At 62.2% G+C, this 16964-nt stretch carries 19 protein-coding genes and 1 tRNA gene; 13 read left to right on the top strand and 7 right to left on the bottom strand.

Going from position 1 to position 16964, the window contains the following annotated elements; all coding sequences use genetic code 11:
- Positions 1-20 precede the first annotated feature (20 nt).
- From FKM97_RS12805 to FKM97_RS12800, 3 genes are all read left to right on the top strand, one after another.
- Complete coding sequence (locus FKM97_RS12805) at positions 21-440, top strand: VOC family protein (RefSeq protein WP_144292801.1); 420 nt, start codon at positions 21-23, stop codon at positions 438-440.
- Positions 441-534: 94 nt separating this feature from the next.
- Positions 535-663, top strand: a complete 129-nt coding sequence (locus tag FKM97_RS26935; RefSeq protein ID WP_281290101.1) for a hypothetical protein — start codon at positions 535-537, stop codon at positions 661-663.
- Positions 664-808: 145 nt separating this feature from the next.
- Positions 809-883: transfer RNA gene (locus tag FKM97_RS12800), tRNA-Glu, on the top strand.
- 48 nt (positions 884-931) lie between these two features.
- On the opposite strand, the gene FKM97_RS12795 is transcribed toward FKM97_RS12800, so the two are convergent.
- Entirely contained in the window at positions 932-1708 is a 777-nt protein-coding gene (locus FKM97_RS12795; RefSeq protein WP_144292800.1) for an NAD(P)H-dependent oxidoreductase, read from the bottom strand.
- A 92-nt stretch (positions 1709-1800) separates the two neighbouring features.
- Positions 1801-3135 carry an amidase family protein gene (locus tag FKM97_RS12790; protein ID WP_170240895.1) on the bottom strand — a complete coding sequence of 445 codons (1335 nt, stop codon included), beginning with the start codon at positions 3133-3135 and terminating at the stop codon, positions 1801-1803.
- A gap of 28 nt (positions 3136-3163) precedes the next feature.
- On the opposite strand from FKM97_RS12790, the gene FKM97_RS26300 reads away from it, so the two are divergent.
- The 6 genes from FKM97_RS26300 to FKM97_RS12765 all read left to right on the top strand — a co-directional run bounded on the left by FKM97_RS26300 (position 3164) and on the right by FKM97_RS12765 (position 6573).
- On the top strand, positions 3164-3304 hold the full coding sequence (locus FKM97_RS26300; RefSeq protein WP_170240894.1) for a hypothetical protein: 141 nt from the start codon (positions 3164-3166) through the stop codon (positions 3302-3304).
- Positions 3301-4008, top strand: coding sequence for a 5,6-dimethylbenzimidazole synthase (gene bluB, locus FKM97_RS12785; protein WP_144292798.1), 708 nt, complete (start codon positions 3301-3303; stop codon positions 4006-4008). Before FKM97_RS26300 ends, bluB begins: the two co-directional genes overlap by 4 nt.
- A gap of 10 nt (positions 4009-4018) precedes the next feature.
- Positions 4019-4753 carry a class I SAM-dependent methyltransferase gene (locus FKM97_RS12780; RefSeq protein ID WP_144292797.1) on the top strand — a complete coding sequence of 245 codons (735 nt, stop codon included), beginning with the start codon at positions 4019-4021 and terminating at the stop codon, positions 4751-4753.
- Positions 4750-5589 carry an LOG family protein gene (locus tag FKM97_RS12775; protein ID WP_428977910.1) on the top strand — a complete coding sequence of 280 codons (840 nt, stop codon included), beginning with the start codon at positions 4750-4752 and terminating at the stop codon, positions 5587-5589. The genes FKM97_RS12780 and FKM97_RS12775 overlap by 4 nt, the downstream gene beginning before the upstream one ends.
- Before the next feature lie 376 nt (positions 5590-5965).
- A complete protein-coding gene (locus FKM97_RS12770; RefSeq protein WP_144292796.1) occupies positions 5966-6304 on the top strand; it encodes a hypothetical protein in 339 nt (112 codons plus the stop codon).
- 113 nt (positions 6305-6417) lie between these two features.
- Positions 6418-6573, top strand: a complete 156-nt coding sequence (locus tag FKM97_RS12765) for a DUF3309 family protein (RefSeq protein ID WP_144293049.1) — start codon at positions 6418-6420, stop codon at positions 6571-6573.
- 54 nt (positions 6574-6627) lie between these two features.
- On the opposite strand, the gene recJ is transcribed toward FKM97_RS12765, so the two are convergent.
- From recJ to FKM97_RS12750, 3 genes are read right to left on the bottom strand one after another with little or no spacing between them, the layout of a single operon-like run.
- Entirely contained in the window at positions 6628-8418 is a 1791-nt protein-coding gene (gene recJ, locus FKM97_RS12760) for a single-stranded-DNA-specific exonuclease RecJ (RefSeq protein ID WP_144292795.1), read from the bottom strand.
- A gap of 50 nt (positions 8419-8468) precedes the next feature.
- Positions 8469-9452 (bottom strand): class II fructose-bisphosphatase, encoded by a 984-nt coding sequence (gene glpX, locus FKM97_RS12755; RefSeq protein ID WP_144292794.1) that lies wholly within the window; start codon positions 9450-9452, stop codon positions 8469-8471.
- A 47-nt stretch (positions 9453-9499) separates the two neighbouring features.
- A complete protein-coding gene (locus tag FKM97_RS12750) occupies positions 9500-10828 on the bottom strand; it encodes a homoserine dehydrogenase (protein ID WP_144292793.1) in 1329 nt (442 codons plus the stop codon).
- Positions 10829-10996: 168 nt separating this feature from the next.
- On the opposite strand from FKM97_RS12750, the gene FKM97_RS12745 reads away from it, so the two are divergent.
- Entirely contained in the window at positions 10997-12796 is a 1800-nt protein-coding gene (locus FKM97_RS12745; RefSeq protein WP_144292792.1) for a PHA/PHB synthase family protein, read from the top strand.
- A 270-nt stretch (positions 12797-13066) separates the two neighbouring features.
- Here FKM97_RS12745 and FKM97_RS12740 read toward each other — a convergent pair whose 3' ends face one another.
- Together FKM97_RS12740 and FKM97_RS12735 are read right to left on the bottom strand one after the other, a co-directional pair.
- Positions 13067-14452, bottom strand: a complete 1386-nt coding sequence (locus FKM97_RS12740; protein ID WP_144292791.1) for a PleD family two-component system response regulator — start codon at positions 14450-14452, stop codon at positions 13067-13069.
- Positions 14449-14823, bottom strand: coding sequence for a response regulator (locus FKM97_RS12735; RefSeq protein ID WP_144292790.1), 375 nt, complete (start codon positions 14821-14823; stop codon positions 14449-14451). The genes FKM97_RS12740 and FKM97_RS12735 overlap by 4 nt, the downstream gene beginning before the upstream one ends.
- A gap of 177 nt (positions 14824-15000) precedes the next feature.
- On the opposite strand from FKM97_RS12735, the gene FKM97_RS12730 reads away from it, so the two are divergent.
- The 3 genes from FKM97_RS12730 to FKM97_RS12720 are packed head-to-tail and all read left to right on the top strand — an operon-like array spanning position 15001 to position 16898.
- Positions 15001-15309, top strand: coding sequence for a DUF3572 domain-containing protein (locus tag FKM97_RS12730; RefSeq protein WP_246105063.1), 309 nt, complete (start codon positions 15001-15003; stop codon positions 15307-15309).
- 9 nt (positions 15310-15318) lie between these two features.
- Positions 15319-15987 carry a hypothetical protein gene (locus tag FKM97_RS12725; protein WP_144292789.1) on the top strand — a complete coding sequence of 223 codons (669 nt, stop codon included), beginning with the start codon at positions 15319-15321 and terminating at the stop codon, positions 15985-15987.
- The gene (locus tag FKM97_RS12720) at positions 15984-16898 is read left to right on the top strand and encodes an ROK family protein (protein ID WP_246105062.1); all 915 of its coding nucleotides are present in this window, start codon (positions 15984-15986) and stop codon (positions 16896-16898) included. Before FKM97_RS12725 ends, FKM97_RS12720 begins: the two co-directional genes overlap by 4 nt.
- Positions 16899-16964 lie beyond the last annotated feature (66 nt).

Below are 16964 nucleotides of genomic sequence, written 5' to 3'. Positions count from 1 at the left end.
CCGGATGCGAGGTAGGACTCATGAAATTTCTGCACACCATGGTGCGGATCAGCGATGTGGACCAGTCGCTGGACTTCTTCTGCAACAAGCTCGGCCTGATCGAGAAACGCCGCAGCGAAGTTCCGCAGGGACGCTACACCCTCATTTTCCTCAGCGCGCCAGGCGATTCGGGGGGCGAGGTGGAACTCACCTATAACTGGGATCCTGAACCTTATGGCGAGGGGCGGAATTTCGGTCATCTCGCGTATGAGGTCGACGATATCTATGCCACCTGCGAAACGCTGCAGAAGCACGGCGTCACCATCAACCGGCCGCCGCGGGACGGGCGGATGGCCTTTGTGAGATCGCCCGACAATATTTCCATCGAATTGCTGCAGAAGGGTTCAGCTCTGCCCAAGCAGGAACCCTGGGCCTCCATGCCGAATACGGGCCATTGGTAGCCCTCCCGACGGGGCATGCCCGATTCTTGCCGTTCTTTGCGAATAGGGTTGGTATTCGAGCGGGGAATTTATTGGGGTTCTAGGAGTAGCTTCTATGACTGTAACCCGTACCGTTTCCGTGACGACGGCTCTTCTCGTCACCGCAGCTCTGGTGGCGATCGGGTCGGCGCATGCCGCTGCGCCCATGGCTGTCGACATCGCCCGGAGCAGCTTCGGCCTGTGACCTTTCCGGGGCGGAAGCAGAGCCTGATTCCGCCCTTTCTCAGCTGACTTCCCTCGTCTGACGAGGGCGGGGTCCCCGTGTGATCGGCTGCGTGTTAGAGGCTTGCACTGTGCAGCAAAGGTCTCTAATAAGGCCACCGTCGACCGGGCCCTTCGTCTATCGGTTAGGACGTCAGATTTTCATTCTGAAAAGACGGGTTCGACTCCCGTAGGGCCCGCCACGACCTTCCCCCTCCATTGAGCTCCAGCTCTCTCGATCTGCATCAGCGCTATTCGAGCTCCAGGTGCTCCTTGCGGCGAATGAACGGCGAATAGACCGGCGCCCCAGGAATGATACGCCCGTCTTGGCCCCATTGATCCTTGCGGTTGAAGGGTATGGTGGGGCGCTCCAGGGCACGGGGCAGGATGCGGCGGAAGTCCTCGACGATCGCCGCCAGACGGCGCTCGATCTCGCCGGCATCGGAATAGCGCAGCCCCGATTCCACGCCGTAGCCGATGAAGGGCGTCGCCACCTCGAAACCCGCATAGGCAAGCGAGAAGTTCACCGGCCAGAGCATGAGATTGATGTCGCCGCTGCGGCCGTCATGGGCATAGGTGTTCGCACTCGTCGCCACCGTCACCGAGAGCATCGCACGCTTGCCGACAAAGCGGCCCTGCTCGAACCGCATGGCACTCGTATAGGCTTCGCCATAGGCGAAGACCCGGTCGAACCAGCCTTTCAAAATGGCCGGCGGCATGTGCCACCAGAGGGGATACTGCAAAACCACGAGATCGGCGCGATCCATCAGCGCCAGTTCGTCGCGCACGAACGCCGGCAAGGTCCCGGTATCCGTGGCATGCCGCTGCTCGGTCTGAGCATCGAAGCGGTCGGGCGCTGCCCGATCGATGAAATGCTCCCCGCGCTCGCAGGGATCGAACCCCATGGCGTAGAGGTCGGAGACGGAGACGCTCCAGCCGGCCTGTTCGAGCGCCGCCGTGCCCGATCGCACGAGATGTCCGTTGAAGGATTGCGGCTCCGGATGGGCGAGAACGAAATGAGCGTGCATGGGACTTCCGATCGATTAGGGGCTCTTATGCTTACAGAGGTGACAGGCGTTGAACAGTCTCGGCGAGGCCATCCGGCTCCCGCCTCGCAGGCTCATGGCGACGGCGACCTGAAGGCGGTCTGAATCAGCCTGGAAAGATCCAGAAGATCGAGATCACCCCCTCGCCTGCCAGTCAGCAACAGGCCGATCGGCTCGGTCGGATCGATCGGCAGGCTGACGCTCGGGGCATCGATGCGATTGGCAAGTTCAGTGAAACGAAAACAGGCGCGATTAAGGGCGAAATAGGTCGCATCCTCAGTCAGGTCGGCGATCTTCGGTGGCAGAAAGGGGATGGCCGGGGTGAGCACCGCGTCACAATCCGCCATGTCGCAATGATAGGCGTGAGCCAGCTCTGCAAGCTTTTCCTTGGCGCGGATATAGCTCGCGGCTTTGACCTCCTTGCCGAGCATGATCCTCGGTCCCACCCGCGGATCGTAACGGTCGGCGCCGGCTTCGATGATCGCCTCATGCCAGACGAAGGCTTCGGATACGATCATGCCGCCCTCGGCTGCGATTTGACCGTAGGTCGCGAGCTCCGGCCATTCCTTCTCCACTATGATAGCACCCTGCTGCTCAAGAACACGCAAGGCCCGGCGGAAGGCGGAGGCGACGACCGCCTCCGTGCCGTCATAAGCGAAGGCGGAGGGCACGATGAAGCGGCAGCCCCGGAGGTCCGGCCGATGGCGGCTTGAATTGACGTCTCCGGTCACGACACGATCTGCCAGGGCGCAGGTCTCGATATCGCGCGCCATGAAGCCGGGCACGTCGAAGCTCGGAGACAAGGGGATCAAGCCGCCCTCGGGATAACGGCCCCGGCTCGGCTTGAAACCGGCGAGGCCGCAAAAGGCGGCGGGGATGCGGATCGAGCCGCTGGTATCGCTGCCGAGGGCCAGATCCGCAAAGCCCAAGGCAACCGCCACCGCTCCTCCCGAGGTCGACCCCCCGGCGATCCGCTCCCGTTGAGGATCGAGCGGCGTCCTGGGCGTCCCGTAATGAGGGTTGAGACCCAAGGCTCCGAAGGCAAATTCGGTCATGTTGGCCTGGCTGGTGACGATGGCACCCGCACGCCGCAAGGCACCGACAAGGGGTGCATCCGCCGAGGCGGGCGCGGTGTCAGCCAGAACCTTCGATCCGGCCGTCGTGGTCCACCCCGTCACGTCGAAGCAGGCCTTCACCGTCAGGCCGAGACCGAACAGATCCGGCAGGTTCGGTGTCGCGGCGGCCAATGCGTCCCAGGCAGAAGCCTCCGCCAGCGCCTCCGCGTCGCGGCGTCTTAGAAGGGCAAGCGCGCTGTCGGCCGCGTTGGCGTCCATGCGCGCGATCTGCTGTTCGATCCGACCGCGCGCCGGGAGGCGGCCATCGCTATGGGGGGAGGCGTTGGAATGCATTGGGAGGCCTTCTGATGGCAGGAGCGGCATGATGGCCGCAGGCAAGACGATGTTCAAGCGTCGTGCGAAATCTCCGAAACCTCGAGATCATGCTTTTGTGCGCTTGGACACCTCGGTCTTTCGCTATGATCGCCTCTTGGGTGATGAAGCATCGAAGGTAGCGAAATGACAGGGGGGTCCCGCCAAGGTGACGCTGAATTCACGGCCGAGGAACGCGATGCCGTCTATCGATGTATCTTCGACCGGCGCGACGTGCGTGGGCAGTTTCTCGGCGACGAGGTCCCCGACGAGGTGCTCGGCCGCATTCTCAAGGCCGCCCACCGGGCGCCGTCCGTGGGCTTCATGCAGCCTTGGGACTTCATCATCCTGAAGGACCAGGGGACGAAGCAGCGCATCCGCGACGCGTTTCAGGTGGCGCATGAGGAAGCGGCGGGACAGTTCGAGGGGGATCGCCAGTCCCTGTATAAAAGCCTGAAACTCGAGGGCATCACCGAGGCGCCCATAGGGCTCTGCGTGACCTGCGACCGTGAGCGCAGCGGCCGCGCCGTTCTGGGCCGCACCCATCAGGCGGAAATGGATCTCTACAGCGCCGTCTGCGCGGTGCAAAACCTGTGGCTCGCCGCCAGAGCCGAGAATGTCGGCGTGGGGTGGGTCAGCATCCTGCGCTATGACGATCTGCGGGAGATCCTGGGGATCCCGGACCGCGTCCAGCCGATCGCCTATCTGTGCATCGGATATGTCTCTCATTTCCTCGACAAGCCGGAACTGGAAACACGGGGATGGCTGCCGCGCATGAAGCTCGATGAACTCGTCTGGTTCGACCGGTGGCAGGAACGCTCGGGGTCGGAACCGCTGCTCGAGCAGTTGCGCTGAACGCATGGAGATGACCACGGACCCGCTTTACGAGGACCCGGCCCTCGTCCAGTTCTACGACCTCGAGAATGGGTGGGGACCGGATCACGAATTTTGTCATCGCCTTGCCGCTGGAGCAAATTCGGTGCTCGATCTCGGCTGCGGAACAGGACAGCTCGCAGCCCTACTCGGCCAGGGGAGACGGGTCGTCGGCGTCGATCCCGCCGAAGCCATGCTGGCGGTCGCGAGAGTCCGGCCCGGAGGCGAGCAGGTCACCTGGCGCTGCGGCGATGCGCGCACGGTCAGACTCGGCGCGACGTTCGACCTCGTGGTGCTGACGGGCCACGCCTTCCAGGTCTTCCTGACATGGGACGACCAACTCGCCGCCTTGAGAACGATCGCAGCCCATCTTGCCCCGCAAGGCCGCTTCATCTTCGACATGCGCAACCCGGTGGCCGAGGCGTGGCGCGATTGGACGCCCTCCGCTTCCCGACGGGCGGTAGCGCATCCCAGTCTGGGAAATATGCTCGCCTGGAACGACGTCGCTCATGACGCGCTCACCGGCATCGTCACCTATGAGACCCATTACGAAGGGGCCGGTCGGCACTTCCAATCCACGTCCCAGATCTGCTTCGTCTCTCACGGCGAGCTGGGCCGGCTTTTGGAGACTGCAGGACTGGTGGCGGAGGCATGGCTGGGGGACTGGTCCGGGACTGCCTTCACGCCCACATCTGAAGAGATCATTCCCTTGGGTCGCCTGCGCTGACCCCTCAATCAACGGACTTCATGACCATCATGCCGAATTCCCTTTCCGCACGCCCGTCCAATGCCGAACAGCTTTCCTCCGCCGCCTACCGACTGCCTGCTCTCGACCAGGACTTCCTGCTCGGGGACTCCATGCGGGGGGTCCGGTTCCTCCTTGAATATGCCAAGGCGGAGCAGGCGTTGCGGGAATGGGGCGTCAACTCCACCATCGTGGTCTTCGGCAGCGCCAGGGTCAGGGAGAACGGACCCGGCCGGCAGGCGCAGTGGTATCAGGAGGCCCGCCGCTTCGGCCGTCTCGCCTCGCTCAAGGGAGGCGCCCTCGCCGTCCTCGACGGGGGGCGGGACAACGTCATCGCCACCGGTGGCGGGCCCGGACTCATGGAAGCCGCCAATCGGGGCGCCTCGGAGGCTGGCGCCCCCTCCATCGGCTTCAACATCACCCTTCCGCACGAGCAGGAGCCAAACGCCTATTCGACGCCGGACCTCACTTTCCGCTTTCACTATTTCGCCATGCGCAAAATGCACCTCGCCATGCGGGCAAATGCGCTGGTCGTCTTTCCCGGCGGTTTTGGGACGTTCGACGAGCTGTTCGAGATCCTGACCCTGAGGCAGACGGACAAGGCACCGCCCCTGCCCATCATCTTGTTCGATGAGGCCTATTGGCGGCGCATGGTCAATTTTGAAGGCCTTCTGGAGGAGGGCATGATCAGCACGGCGGATCTCGCCCTGTTCCACTTCGCAGAAACGGCAGAGGAGACGTGGCAAACCCTGCAGAAGTGCGGTTTGGGCGCCGCTCATGGCCATCACGAAGCTGAGGCGGAAGACTCTCGATTATGATTAACCGCGAGTAAACTGGCGGTGAGAGCGCCGAGACTGGTCAGAATCCAGGGATGTGGCGCGAAAACTGCATAGATAATCGGCGTTGCGCCAAAAGCTCGATGACCTTCATTGCGTCGCACCCTAAACTATGGTGCAATGCAACTAATACGCGGCAGCGCGTATATAGGGACATCGCCCGATCCCACCGGATCGTGGCGATGTCGCGGACCCGGCGGGGACGGTGCGGATCCATCCATGTCCTCGCCGGCGTTCCGCAACTCTAGACGTCCCGTGGCGGGATGCAAGTCCTGCCATGCAACCGCCATAATCATCGACAGCGAAGCTTTGTTCGGCTAGAGGACAGCCACGGTCTTTGTTCGTGGGCGGAGTATTTATGCCAAGAGAGCTGACGGTGCTTCCGTCCTGGATGCTGGTGGCGGTTCTTTTTCTCGCCGCGTCAGCCGGGATGGCGCGGGCGGAGGGCATCGACCCCGCCTATGACAGCTTCCTCGCTCGCAAAGTCTATGACATCCCGACAAAGCCAGGATCCAGTGCCGCCGGTTATACGGTGTCCACGTTCAGGGACAAGCAAACGAACCAGGCCGGCGCCGTTTTCCTAGGATCCGTGGGCGCCAAGGCGCCGCCGCCGGATCTTGCCGATCCCCGCTACAACTGGATTCCTCAGAAGGATTACGGGCAAGGGGCTGGGGTCAATTTGCGTGTGAGCTTTTAGACGCAAAGCATTCGCAGCACGGAACCTTTGCCGCCGGTTCCCGTTTCTCTGGGGCGACATGATGCAGCATGTCAACTGCCCCCCTCGCCGGGGCCGAGATGGAGGGACACACTGTGCTAGGCACAATTCTCATTATTATTCTTATTCTCTTGCTTATTGGTGCCTTTCCTTCCTGGCCCCACAGCAGAAACTGGGGCTATGGACCGGGCGGCATCCTGGGTGTGATTTTGGTCGTCGTCCTGATCCTGGTTCTGATGGGTCGAATATAGCGACAAGCCAAATGGCGTAAGCGAAGGCGGGAGAGATCCCGCCTTTCTTCGTTGTCACTCGACAATCGCTGCATCTTCAATGAGCAATTGCGCCCCGCGGGCGCCATTCCAGTCATCGATCACCAGCCGCCCCGCCACATGGGCAGGTCTATCCCGCAGCGACAGGATCATCTCCCCCAAGGGGCTGCCGAGAGACCGAAACGCCACTGCCTTCAACGAGAACCCATCGCTGGCCTTGAGCGTGCAACGGACGTGATCCTTGCCGGCGAGATCGGCATAGCTGAAAAAATGGGCGGGAAAGGCGAAAACAGGCGCCGGATTGCCCGCACCGAACGGTCCTGCTCTCTCCAGCAGCTCGATGAGATCGGGTTTTGCCGCGGCGGAAGACAAAGCCCCGTCAATGACCAATTCCGGAGCTGCCGCCGGCTCGTTGTTGCGGGCGAGCGCGTCACTCATGAAGGCAGCGAACTCCTCGATCCTCCTGGACTCGAGAGTGAGACCAGCCGCCATGGCATGCCCTCCCCCCTTGACCACGATGCCCGCCTCCTGGGCCTCCCGGATCAGCGCACCAAGATCGATACCGGGGACCGAGCGACCCGAGGCCGTCGCAAATGGCTCGCCCGCGCGCGTGGACATGGCGATCGCGGGGCGGCCATAACGCTCCTTGATGCGGGCGGAGATGAGGCCGAGGACACCGGGGTGCCAATCCCTCCCGGCGACAACGATGGCGCGAAGGTGGGGGTCATTCTCCAGCTGACGTTCCGCATCGGCCGCTGCCACCTCGAAGGCCTTCAGCTCGATATCCTGGCGCTGTTTGTTGAGCACCTCCAAGGTTTGGGCTCGGATCGAGGCCTCGCCGGAATCATCTGTGGTCAGCAAGCCTAACCCTTCCAACGCCAGACCGAGCCTGCCGGCAGCATTCAAGCGCGGGCCCAGCACATAGCCCAAGGCATGGGGATCAGGGCGCCGCCGCAAGCGCGCGGTGTCGGCCAAGGCGGCAAGGCCAGGGCTGCACCGCTTGCCCATGACCTTCAGGCCCTGATTGACATAGGCGCGGTTCAACCCAACCAGAGGAACGACGTCACAGATGGTCCCCAAAGCCACAAGGTCCAGCCAGCTGAACAGATCCGGTGCCGGGTTCGCCGCGCTGAAAAAATCCGCACGGCGGAGCACCCGGATCACGGCCGCCACAAGGATCAGGGTCACGCCGACAGCGGCGAGATAGCCCAATCCCGATAGATCATCGAGACGGTTCGGGTTGATGACGGCGCGGGCGGAGGGAAGTTCAGCGATGGCCTGATGATGATCGACGACGATGACATCAAGCCCCAAACCGGTGGCATGGGCCAACACGACGTGAGCCATGGTGCCGCAATCGACCGTCACCAGAACCTGCGCTCCCTGCCGGCGCAGGTTCTCGACAGCGGTGATGCTCGGCCCGTAGCCCTCCTCCAGGCGATCGGGAATATGAACCAAGGGATCGATGGCCAGGCTGCGCAAAAAGCGGACGAGCAAGGCCGTCGAGGTCATTCCGTCGACGTCGTAATCACCGATGATGGCGATGGCCTCGCCGCGGCGGATCGCATGCGCGAGCCTGTCGGCACCGGCCTCCATATCGCGGAGCGCCTCCGGCTGAGGCATGAGCGAGCGCAACGTCGGCGTGAGAAAGGCTTCGACCTCATCGACCATCACACCCCGCCCGGCGAGGACCCGGGAGAGGATCTCAGGCAGATCATGACGCTGGCCGATGGCGGTCGCCAAGCGGGTGTTTTCAAGGCGCGTCCGCCAGCTCTTGCCCGAGACGGAGGCGTTCACTCCCAGAAAATGAGGCGATGTCGAATTCATATCCACCAGCAGTTCGGCGGGCGCGAATCACCCGGCCCGTCCTGGGGATCTTAAGCGATGGGAGGCAGTTTCGAGGTGGAATGATGACCGGTTATCCACCGCACCGTTCCCGTCTTCGATCTCATGACGACCGAATGGGTCACGATGTTGTCGCGGTTGAAGCGGACGCCCGACAGCATGGAGCCGTCGGTCACACCGGTAGCCGCAAACATCACGTCGCCGGATGCCAGGTCCTCGAGCTCGAATTTCCGGGTCGGATCGGCAATGCCCATGCGGATCATCCGCTCGCGCTGCTCGTCATTCTTGATCACCAGCCGGCCCTGCATCTGGCCGCCGATGCAGCGCAACGCCGCCGCCGCCAAGACCCCCTCGGGCGCTCCACCGGTGCCCATATAGATGTCGATGCCGGTCTCCTCGGGATCAGCGGTGTGAATGATGCCCGCCACGTCACCATCGGTGATCAGGTGAACGGAGACGCCGGCATTTCTCAGGCTGGCGATGATGTCGGCATGGCGAGGCCGGTCGAGGACACAGGCGGTGATCGAGGACATCGGCACGCCCTTGGCCTCCGCGAGGCGCTTCACATTCTCCCGCGGCGACAGATCGAGATCAACGAGGCCAGGTGCATAGCCGCCACCGATGGCAATCTTGTCCATATAGCTGTCGGGGGCGTGCAGCATGCTGCCGCCTTCCGCTATGGCGATGACGGCCAGCGAGTTCGGCATCGCCTTGGCGCAAAGCGTCGTCCCCTCCAGAGGGTCCAGCGCGATGTCGACGCGCGGTCCGTTGCCGGTGCCGACCTTCTCGCCGATATAGAGCATGGGCGCCTCGTCCCGCTCACCCTCGCCGATCACCACCGTGCCGTCGATATCCATCTGATTGAGAGCGGAACGCATGGCATCGACCGCCACGCGGTCGGCCTCCTTCTCGTCCCCCCGGCCCCGCAGCCGCGCAGCCGCCATGGCCGCCACTTCGGTTACCCGAGCAACCTCCAAGGTGAGTGTGCGCGCCAAGGTCGAAATGTTGTTGTTCAAGGCTTCGTCTCCATGGGAACGGATGGCAAGTCGCCAAGCGAGAGAGGTTATTTGAGTTTTTCGATGCGTATCATACGTGGCCGATCAACGGTGTGCCTATCGCTTTCGATCCGTGAAAGCGCTTCACGAACGTTCCGTTCATGCGTGTCGTGGGTAATCAAGATCACGGGCCTGGTGGCAACATCGGTCGGCGGCTTGCCGCGAGCATCGACACTGGCGCCCAAGGCGGGGCGCTGAATGATGCTGTCAATGGAGATATTCTGCTCGGCCATCCGCTGGGCAACCGCGGCCACGGCGCCCGGCCGATCCTGCAGGGTCATGGTCACGTAATAGCCGCCCTCGTGGGCCGGCATTTCGGCCGTGCGATAGGGCTGCAAGGCAGAGACCGGCACTCCGAAGGGTTTCTGGATGTGACCGCGGGCGATGTCGATGATGTCCGACATGACGCTGGAGGCCGTGGGGTGAGCGCCGGCACCACGACCCTCAAGCATGAGCTCGCCGACGAAGTCTCCGCTGACGGCGACCGCATTGAAGACCCCGTGGACATCCGCGATCGGACTGTCCTTGGGCACCAAAGTGGGATGCACACGCTGCTCGATCCCCGCCTCCGTCTGAACGCTCACACCGAGCAGCTTGATGCGAAAGCCGAGTTCGCCCGCGATGTTGATGTCCTGGAGCGTGATCTGATCGATGCCTTCGATATAGATGGACTCCACATCCAGCTCCGTTCCAAAGGCCAGGGCCGTCAGAATCGCGAGCTTATGCGCCGTGTCGAAGCCACCGATGTCAAAGGTCGGATCCGCCTCGGCATAGCCTAGCTGCTGGGCCTCGCCGAGAACATCCGCGAAGCTGCGCCGCTCCTGCTCCATCTTGGTGAGAATGAAGTTGGAGGTGCCGTTCATGATCCCGTAAAGGCGTGTGATGCTGTTTCCCGCCAAGGCCTCGCGCAAGGTCTTGACGATGGGGATACCCCCTGCGACGGCCGCCTCAAAATTAAGCGCGACGCCACTTTTCTCGGCAATCCGAGCCAATGCGTTGCCATGCCGGGCGATGAGCGCCTTGTTGGCGGTGACCACATGTTTGCCATTGGCAAGGGCTGCTTCCAGCGCCGATTTGGCGGGATCGCCGTCCCCGCCGATAAGCTCGACCAGGACGTCAATGTCAGGGCTCTTCGCCAGCGCCACCGGGTCATCGAACCACGTCACATTTTTGAGGCTTACCGCACGTATTTTCGCCCGATCCCTGGCGCTCACGCCGGTTATCACCACTTGCCGCCCGGCGCGTTGGGCGATCGTATCACCGCTGGCTTTGATGAGCTCGAGCAGACCGCCCCCCACCGTGCCCAGTCCGGCAATGCCCAACCTCAATGGCTCCATGTCGATGCCTATCCTTCAATTCGTGATTCAGTAAGCCACCCGGGCGACGCTCTTATGAAGCGAATGGCTGCGCATTTCAAGAAAGGCAGGAATATTGCACTCTCGCGCTTTGACTGATCGATCCGGAACCCCAAATGCTCGTATAAGAAAGAAACGAGGAAGCGCTCAATGACCGAAAAGCCCGCCACCACCCGAAGCGAGGCCGGTCTCACCGATCCGGCGACATTCATGCGCAACATGGCGCGCGTGATGGATCAGGCTGCCAAGATCATGGCTGCCCGGCCCGCCGCTGAACGGGGGGGACAGGACATGCCGACATCAGATGCGGCCACTATGGCGAAAGCGTTCCAGGACGTCGCCCAAAGCTACATGTCGGACCCACAGAAGCTGGTCGATGCACAGTTCAAGCTCTGGCAGCAATATTCCGACCTCTGGCAGAATTCCTGGCGCCGCTTCCTCGGCGAGCCGGCTAAGGCCACCGTTCAGCCGGGCCGGGGCGACAAACGCTTCACGGATAGAGACTGGGAAGACAACCAGATCTTCGATTTCCTGAAGCAGAGCTACCTGATCGCCACCCGCTGGGCCAATGACGTGGTCCAGGACGCAACACAGCTGGATGATCGCACCCGGCAGCAGGCGAGCTTCTATGTGGAACAGCTCGCCAACGCCATGTCGCCCTCCAATTTCGCCCTCACTAATCCGGAGGTCCTCCGCGCGACGCTGGCTTCGAATGGACAAAATCTGGTCGAAGGCATGCAGCATCTCGCGGAAGACATGGCGGCGGGCGGCGGCGAACTGCGCATCAAGCAGACCGACATGGAAGCCTTCGAGATCGGCCGCAACATCGCGACCACGCCGGGCAAGGTCGTGTTCCAGAACGAGGTGATGCAGCTCATCCAGTATGAGCCGAGTACCGAAACCGTCTTCTCCCGGCCTCTGCTGATCGTGCCGCCCTGGATCAACAAGTTTTACATTCTCGACCTCAATGCACAGAAGTCCTTCATCCGCTGGGCCGTGGCTCAGGGGCTCACCGTGTTCGTGATCTCCTGGGTCAATCCGGATGAGCGGCTGGGCATGAAGACCTTCGGGGATTATATGAAGGACGGCGTGCTGGCCGCTCTCGATGCGGTGGAAGCCGCAACCGGCCAACGGGAGATCAACACGATCGGCTATTGCGTCGGCGGCACCCTGATGGCGACGACCCTGGGTTATATGGCAGCCAAAGGCGACGACCGGATCAAATCGACGACCTTCTTCGCGACGCAGGTCGACTTCGAGAAGGCCGGCGACCTGCTTGTGTTCATCGACGAGGAACAGATCGCCAGCCTCGAACGGCGCATGGCCGAACGCGGCTATCTCGACGGCGGCAAGATGGCCAACACCTTCAACATGCTGCGGTCGAACGATCTCATCTGGTCGTATGTGGTGAACAACTACCTGCTGGGCCGCAATCCCCTACCCTTCGATCTGCTCTATTGGAATGCCGATGCCACCCGCATGCCTGCGGCCTTGCACAGCTATTACCTGCGGGAGTGCTATCTGAACAATCGCCTCGCCAAGGGCGAGATGGTCATTGACGGCGTCCAGATCAATCTCTCCAAAGCTAAGCAGCCGATCTATAACCTGGTCACCCGGGAAGACCACATCGCCCCTTTGCCATCGGGCTTCCGGGTGGGTCAGAAGATGGGCGGCGATACGCGCCTCGTGGTGGCAGGATCCGGGCACATCGCCGGAGTGGTGAACCCGCCCGAGGCCCATAAATACTCCTATTGGACCAGCGTGAACGGAGGTGACACCCCTGAGGCCTGGCTGCAGAGCGCGTCGGAGCACGAGGGATCCTGGTGGCCGGACTGGTTCAAATGGATTGAAGCCCAATCGGGAGACAGGGTGCCGGCGCGAACGCCCGGAGATGGCAAGCTGAAGCCCATCGAGGACGCCCCGGGATTGTATGTTCGCGTGAGAAGCTGAGGCACACCCCATAAAGTGGCCGGCTCGACACGGAGAACGAGGAGGCCACTCCAGAACCGTATCAAGCCGGCCGGTACGACACGTCACCAGGACTTTTGCGGCGGACCTGGCAACGCGCCCGTACCATCTCACAGAGATGCAGCGGCAACAGCATCCCGAATGTAGCCGAGGCTGCGCGCATGCCACACAGAGTGGATGTGGATGAGCCTGAATTCAATCGTCCAGCCCTTCCGCCAGCCGAAAATTCAAAAGGCTCGTCAACGGGTAAGCTTAACCTGGGCGACGGACGTCCGGCATGTCGGAGACGACGCGGTCACGACCCGCGCGCTTGGCTTGGTACAGGGATTGGTCGGCCCGCTTCAGCAGAAGCTCTGCGGTGTCGTCAACGGATCCAAGACCGGCGACGCCTATGGACACGGTGATCGTGACGGGGGTCTGTTCACTGCCGACAATGAAGGGCGCCGAGCCGATGGCCGAACGAATGCGCTCGGCAATCCGCGCACCCACAAGCTGGTCGGTATCGGGGAGAATGACGATGAATTCCTCGCCCCCCACCCGGCAGGGAAGATCCACGCTGCGGATGACGTTGCGCAGCCTGGCGGCACATTCACGTAGAACCTGATCGCCGGCATCATGTCCAAACGTATCGTTGACCGACTTGAAGAAATCGATGTCGATGGCGAGGACGGTCGTCGGCCTCGCCCTATGCATGGCCGACTCGATCAGGGTCGCCAGATGGGTCTCCATGTAGCGGCGATTGAAAATCCCCGTCAGCTCATCCGTGATCGCCATTTCGATCGAGCGCTGCACGCTGTCGCGAAGGCTCTCCGCATAGCGCCAGCGGCGGATCTGCGTGTTCATCCGAGCCATGAGCTCATTGGGATCGACCGGGCGTAGGAGGTAATCATTCACGCCCATGTCCAACGCCCGCAACAGGCGCTCATTGTCCTCCGGCTCGGCGATCACAAGGATCGGAATGTGGCGGGTCTGGTTGAGGGAGCGCAGTTGGGAGCAGAGACGCAAACCATCGAAGGACCGCTGGTCCAGGCCGACCATGATCAAATCGAAATGACCTTCGGTGGCGTGAGACAAGGCTTTGCTCACGTTGTCGACGACCAACAGATGATGTCTTCCGCTCAGACCGCCGGCAATTCGTTCGGCCAGATGGCCAGTATCGTCGACCAGCATGACCTCGCCGGGCTTCTCGAGGATCGCGCCCAAAGTGTTGTCGATGAAGCCCATGCGCTCACCGGTCGCCGCGCGGGCCCGCAATTCGTCGACCAGCATCTTCAGTCGAACGAGGTTCTTCACGCGGGAGAACAGCGCCGTGTCATCCACAGGCTTGGTCAGAAAATCGTCGGCGCCCGCCTCGAGCCCCCGCACTCGATCCTCCGGCTGGTCGAGGGCCGTGATCATGATCACGGGAATGTGCTGGGTCCGCGGACTCGATTTCAGGCGGCGGCAGACCTCGATCCCGTCCATGCCCGGCATCATCACGTCGAGGAGGACGATGTCCGGCAGCAGCCGGTCCACCAGATCCAAGGCTTGCAGGCCATTCATGGCGATGATCGGATCGAAATATTCCGCCGTCAGCTTGGCTTCAAGAAGCTTCACATTGGCGCGGACGTCATCGACCACGAGCACGCGGGCAGTCATCCCGCAGCTCGCAAAAAGCTGTCGATGGTGGCCAGGAAGCTGTTCACGGAAATGGGCTTCGAAATATAGGCCTCGCAGCCGCCCTCACGAATCCGTTCCTCATCCCCCTTCATAGCAAAAGCTGTCACCGCAATCACCGGAATGTGGCGAAGTGATTCGTCCTCCTTGAGCCATTTCGTGACCTCGAGACCCGAGACTTCAGGCAGCTGGATGTCCATGAGGATCAGATCCGGCCGATGCTCGCGGGCGATGTCCAGCGCCGACAACCCGTCGCGGGTCTGAAGCGTTCGATAGCCATGGGCCTCCAGAAGATCGTTGAACAGCTTCATGTTCAACTCGTTATCCTCGACGATCAGAACCGTCTTCGCCATTCCCCGCTCCACACTTCACTCACATCACTTGGATGGCGTTGACGAGCATCGGTCCCATTCTTATGGTTCCCGCGCCCGTAGCGCCGTGAACGCGGTTGCCTTCTCGTCGCTGCGTGAAAATACGCCGGTCGGGTTATAAACTGTTTAAGCGTATTTACCGGCCTTGGGAGCACTTCGTTGGCGAATTTCGGGAGCGACAGGCAGAAGCGCAGCATCGGTCCCGAAGAGGCCGAAGCGCTCGCTCTGCGCGGCCTGGTCTTCCTTGCCGAAGAGCCCGACAGAATCGAACCTTTTCTCTCCCTTTCGGGCCTCAGTCCCGCAGATCTCCGGCCCGCGGCAAACCAACCCGCTTTTCTCGGCGCGATCCTTGACCATATTCTGTCCGATGACACCCTTATTCTGGCGTTCTGCAAACTGGAACGCCTGACGCCCGAGCTGCTGGTGCGTGCACGAGCGAAGCTCCCCGGCGCTCCCATTTACGACTGAGACCGCATTATGATTCCCCAAGAGACCAGAGACCAAATCGCGCGACTCACCCTCGCGCATCACAAGCCACTGATCGTGTGCGACGTCGACGAGGTCGTCGTGCATTTTCTGCGTGCCTTCGAGACATGGCTCGAGGAGCATGGCTGCTGGCTCGACCCGGTCAGCTTCGCGCTGAACGGCAATGTGAAGAGAATTGATACGGGCGCACCGATCGCGACGCAGGAGCTCGCCCAGCATTTCGTCGACTTCTTCACGGCCCGGACGGCTGAATTCGAGGAAATCGAAGGCGCTGCCCATGCCTTGAGGGAGCTCAGCGATGTCGCCGATGTGGTGATGCTGACCAACCTGCCGAACACCTATCTGGACGCACGGCAGCGAAACCTGCTGGGCCTCGGGATGCCCTACCCCATCGTCGTCAATGACGGTCCCAAGGGGCCGGCCATGCGGCAGATCACTGCGGCGTCGGCGGCTCCCGTGATCTTCATCGACGATGCGCCCAGCAATATCACATCCGTCCGGGACACGCTGCCGGAGGTTCATGTCGTGCATTTCATGCAGGACGAGCGCTTCGGCCGCCATTGCGCGCCCATCGACCGCATTTCACTGCGCTCGGACAATTGGCAGGAGACGGCCGACCACATCGCCCGCCTGATCGAGGTCAAAGGCCTGGATCAGTGACCTCCGCGCTGCGCATCGGAATCGATCTCGGCGGCACCAAGATCGCAGGCTACGCCTTATCCGATGCCGGGGAGACGCTCGCCGTCCGGCGCCGTCCCACACCGCGCTTCGATTACCAGGGAACAATCGCTGCCATAGGTGCTGTCGTCTCGGACCTCGAAACCGAGCTCGAAAGCGTCGGCACGGTGGGCATCGGCATGCCCGGATCGCTGTCGCCACGGACCGGTTTGGCGCGAAACGGAAACTCGACATGGCTCAATGGGCGAGCCTTCAAGAGAGATGTCGAGGCCATCCTGGGTCGCGAGGTGAAGGTTGCCAATGACGCGAACTGCTTCGCCCTCTCGGAGGCCGTGGACGGCGCGGGAAAGGGCTATGCTTGTGTCTTCGGGGTCATTCTCGGTACGGGATGCGGCGCCGGCATCGTCATCGACGGACACATTCACGACGGGCGCCACGGCGTCGGCGGCGAGTGGGGTCACATCCCTCTGCCCTGGCCGCAACCGGACGAGTATCCAGGCCCCGAATGCTGGTGCGGTCGGCGCGGATGCATGGAAACCTGGATCTCCGGTCCCGCCCTCGCGGCCGATCATGAAAGACGCACCGGGCAGACCCTCGATGCACGGCAGATCAGCGAGCGGGCCGGGCACGGCGATGCAGGCGCCAAGGAGACCATGGACCGCTACGTCGATCGTCTCGCGCGGGGCCTTGCGGCCGTCGGCGATGTGCTCGACCCCGACATCGTCGTGCTGGGGGGCGGCGTCTCGGAGATTCCCGATCTCTACGCACCGGCTGCCGCACGTGTGGGACAGTACCTCTTCTCGGACTATTGCGACCTGCCGATCGTTGCCGCCCACTATGGACCAGACAGTGGCGGTCGGGGCGCAGCAAAGCTGTGGACCATGCAGGGCTGAGGCCATTCGGGCATTGCACGAGGCCGGATCTCGTTCTACTGTTGTTCTCCAACTGGCGAGATCAGG

Source organism: Rhodoligotrophos appendicifer (assembly GCF_007474605.1).
In the GTDB taxonomy this organism is placed as follows: Bacteria; Pseudomonadota; Alphaproteobacteria; order Rhizobiales; family Im1; genus Rhodoligotrophos; species Rhodoligotrophos appendicifer.
This window is presented reverse-complemented; position numbering and strand designations above follow the sequence as displayed.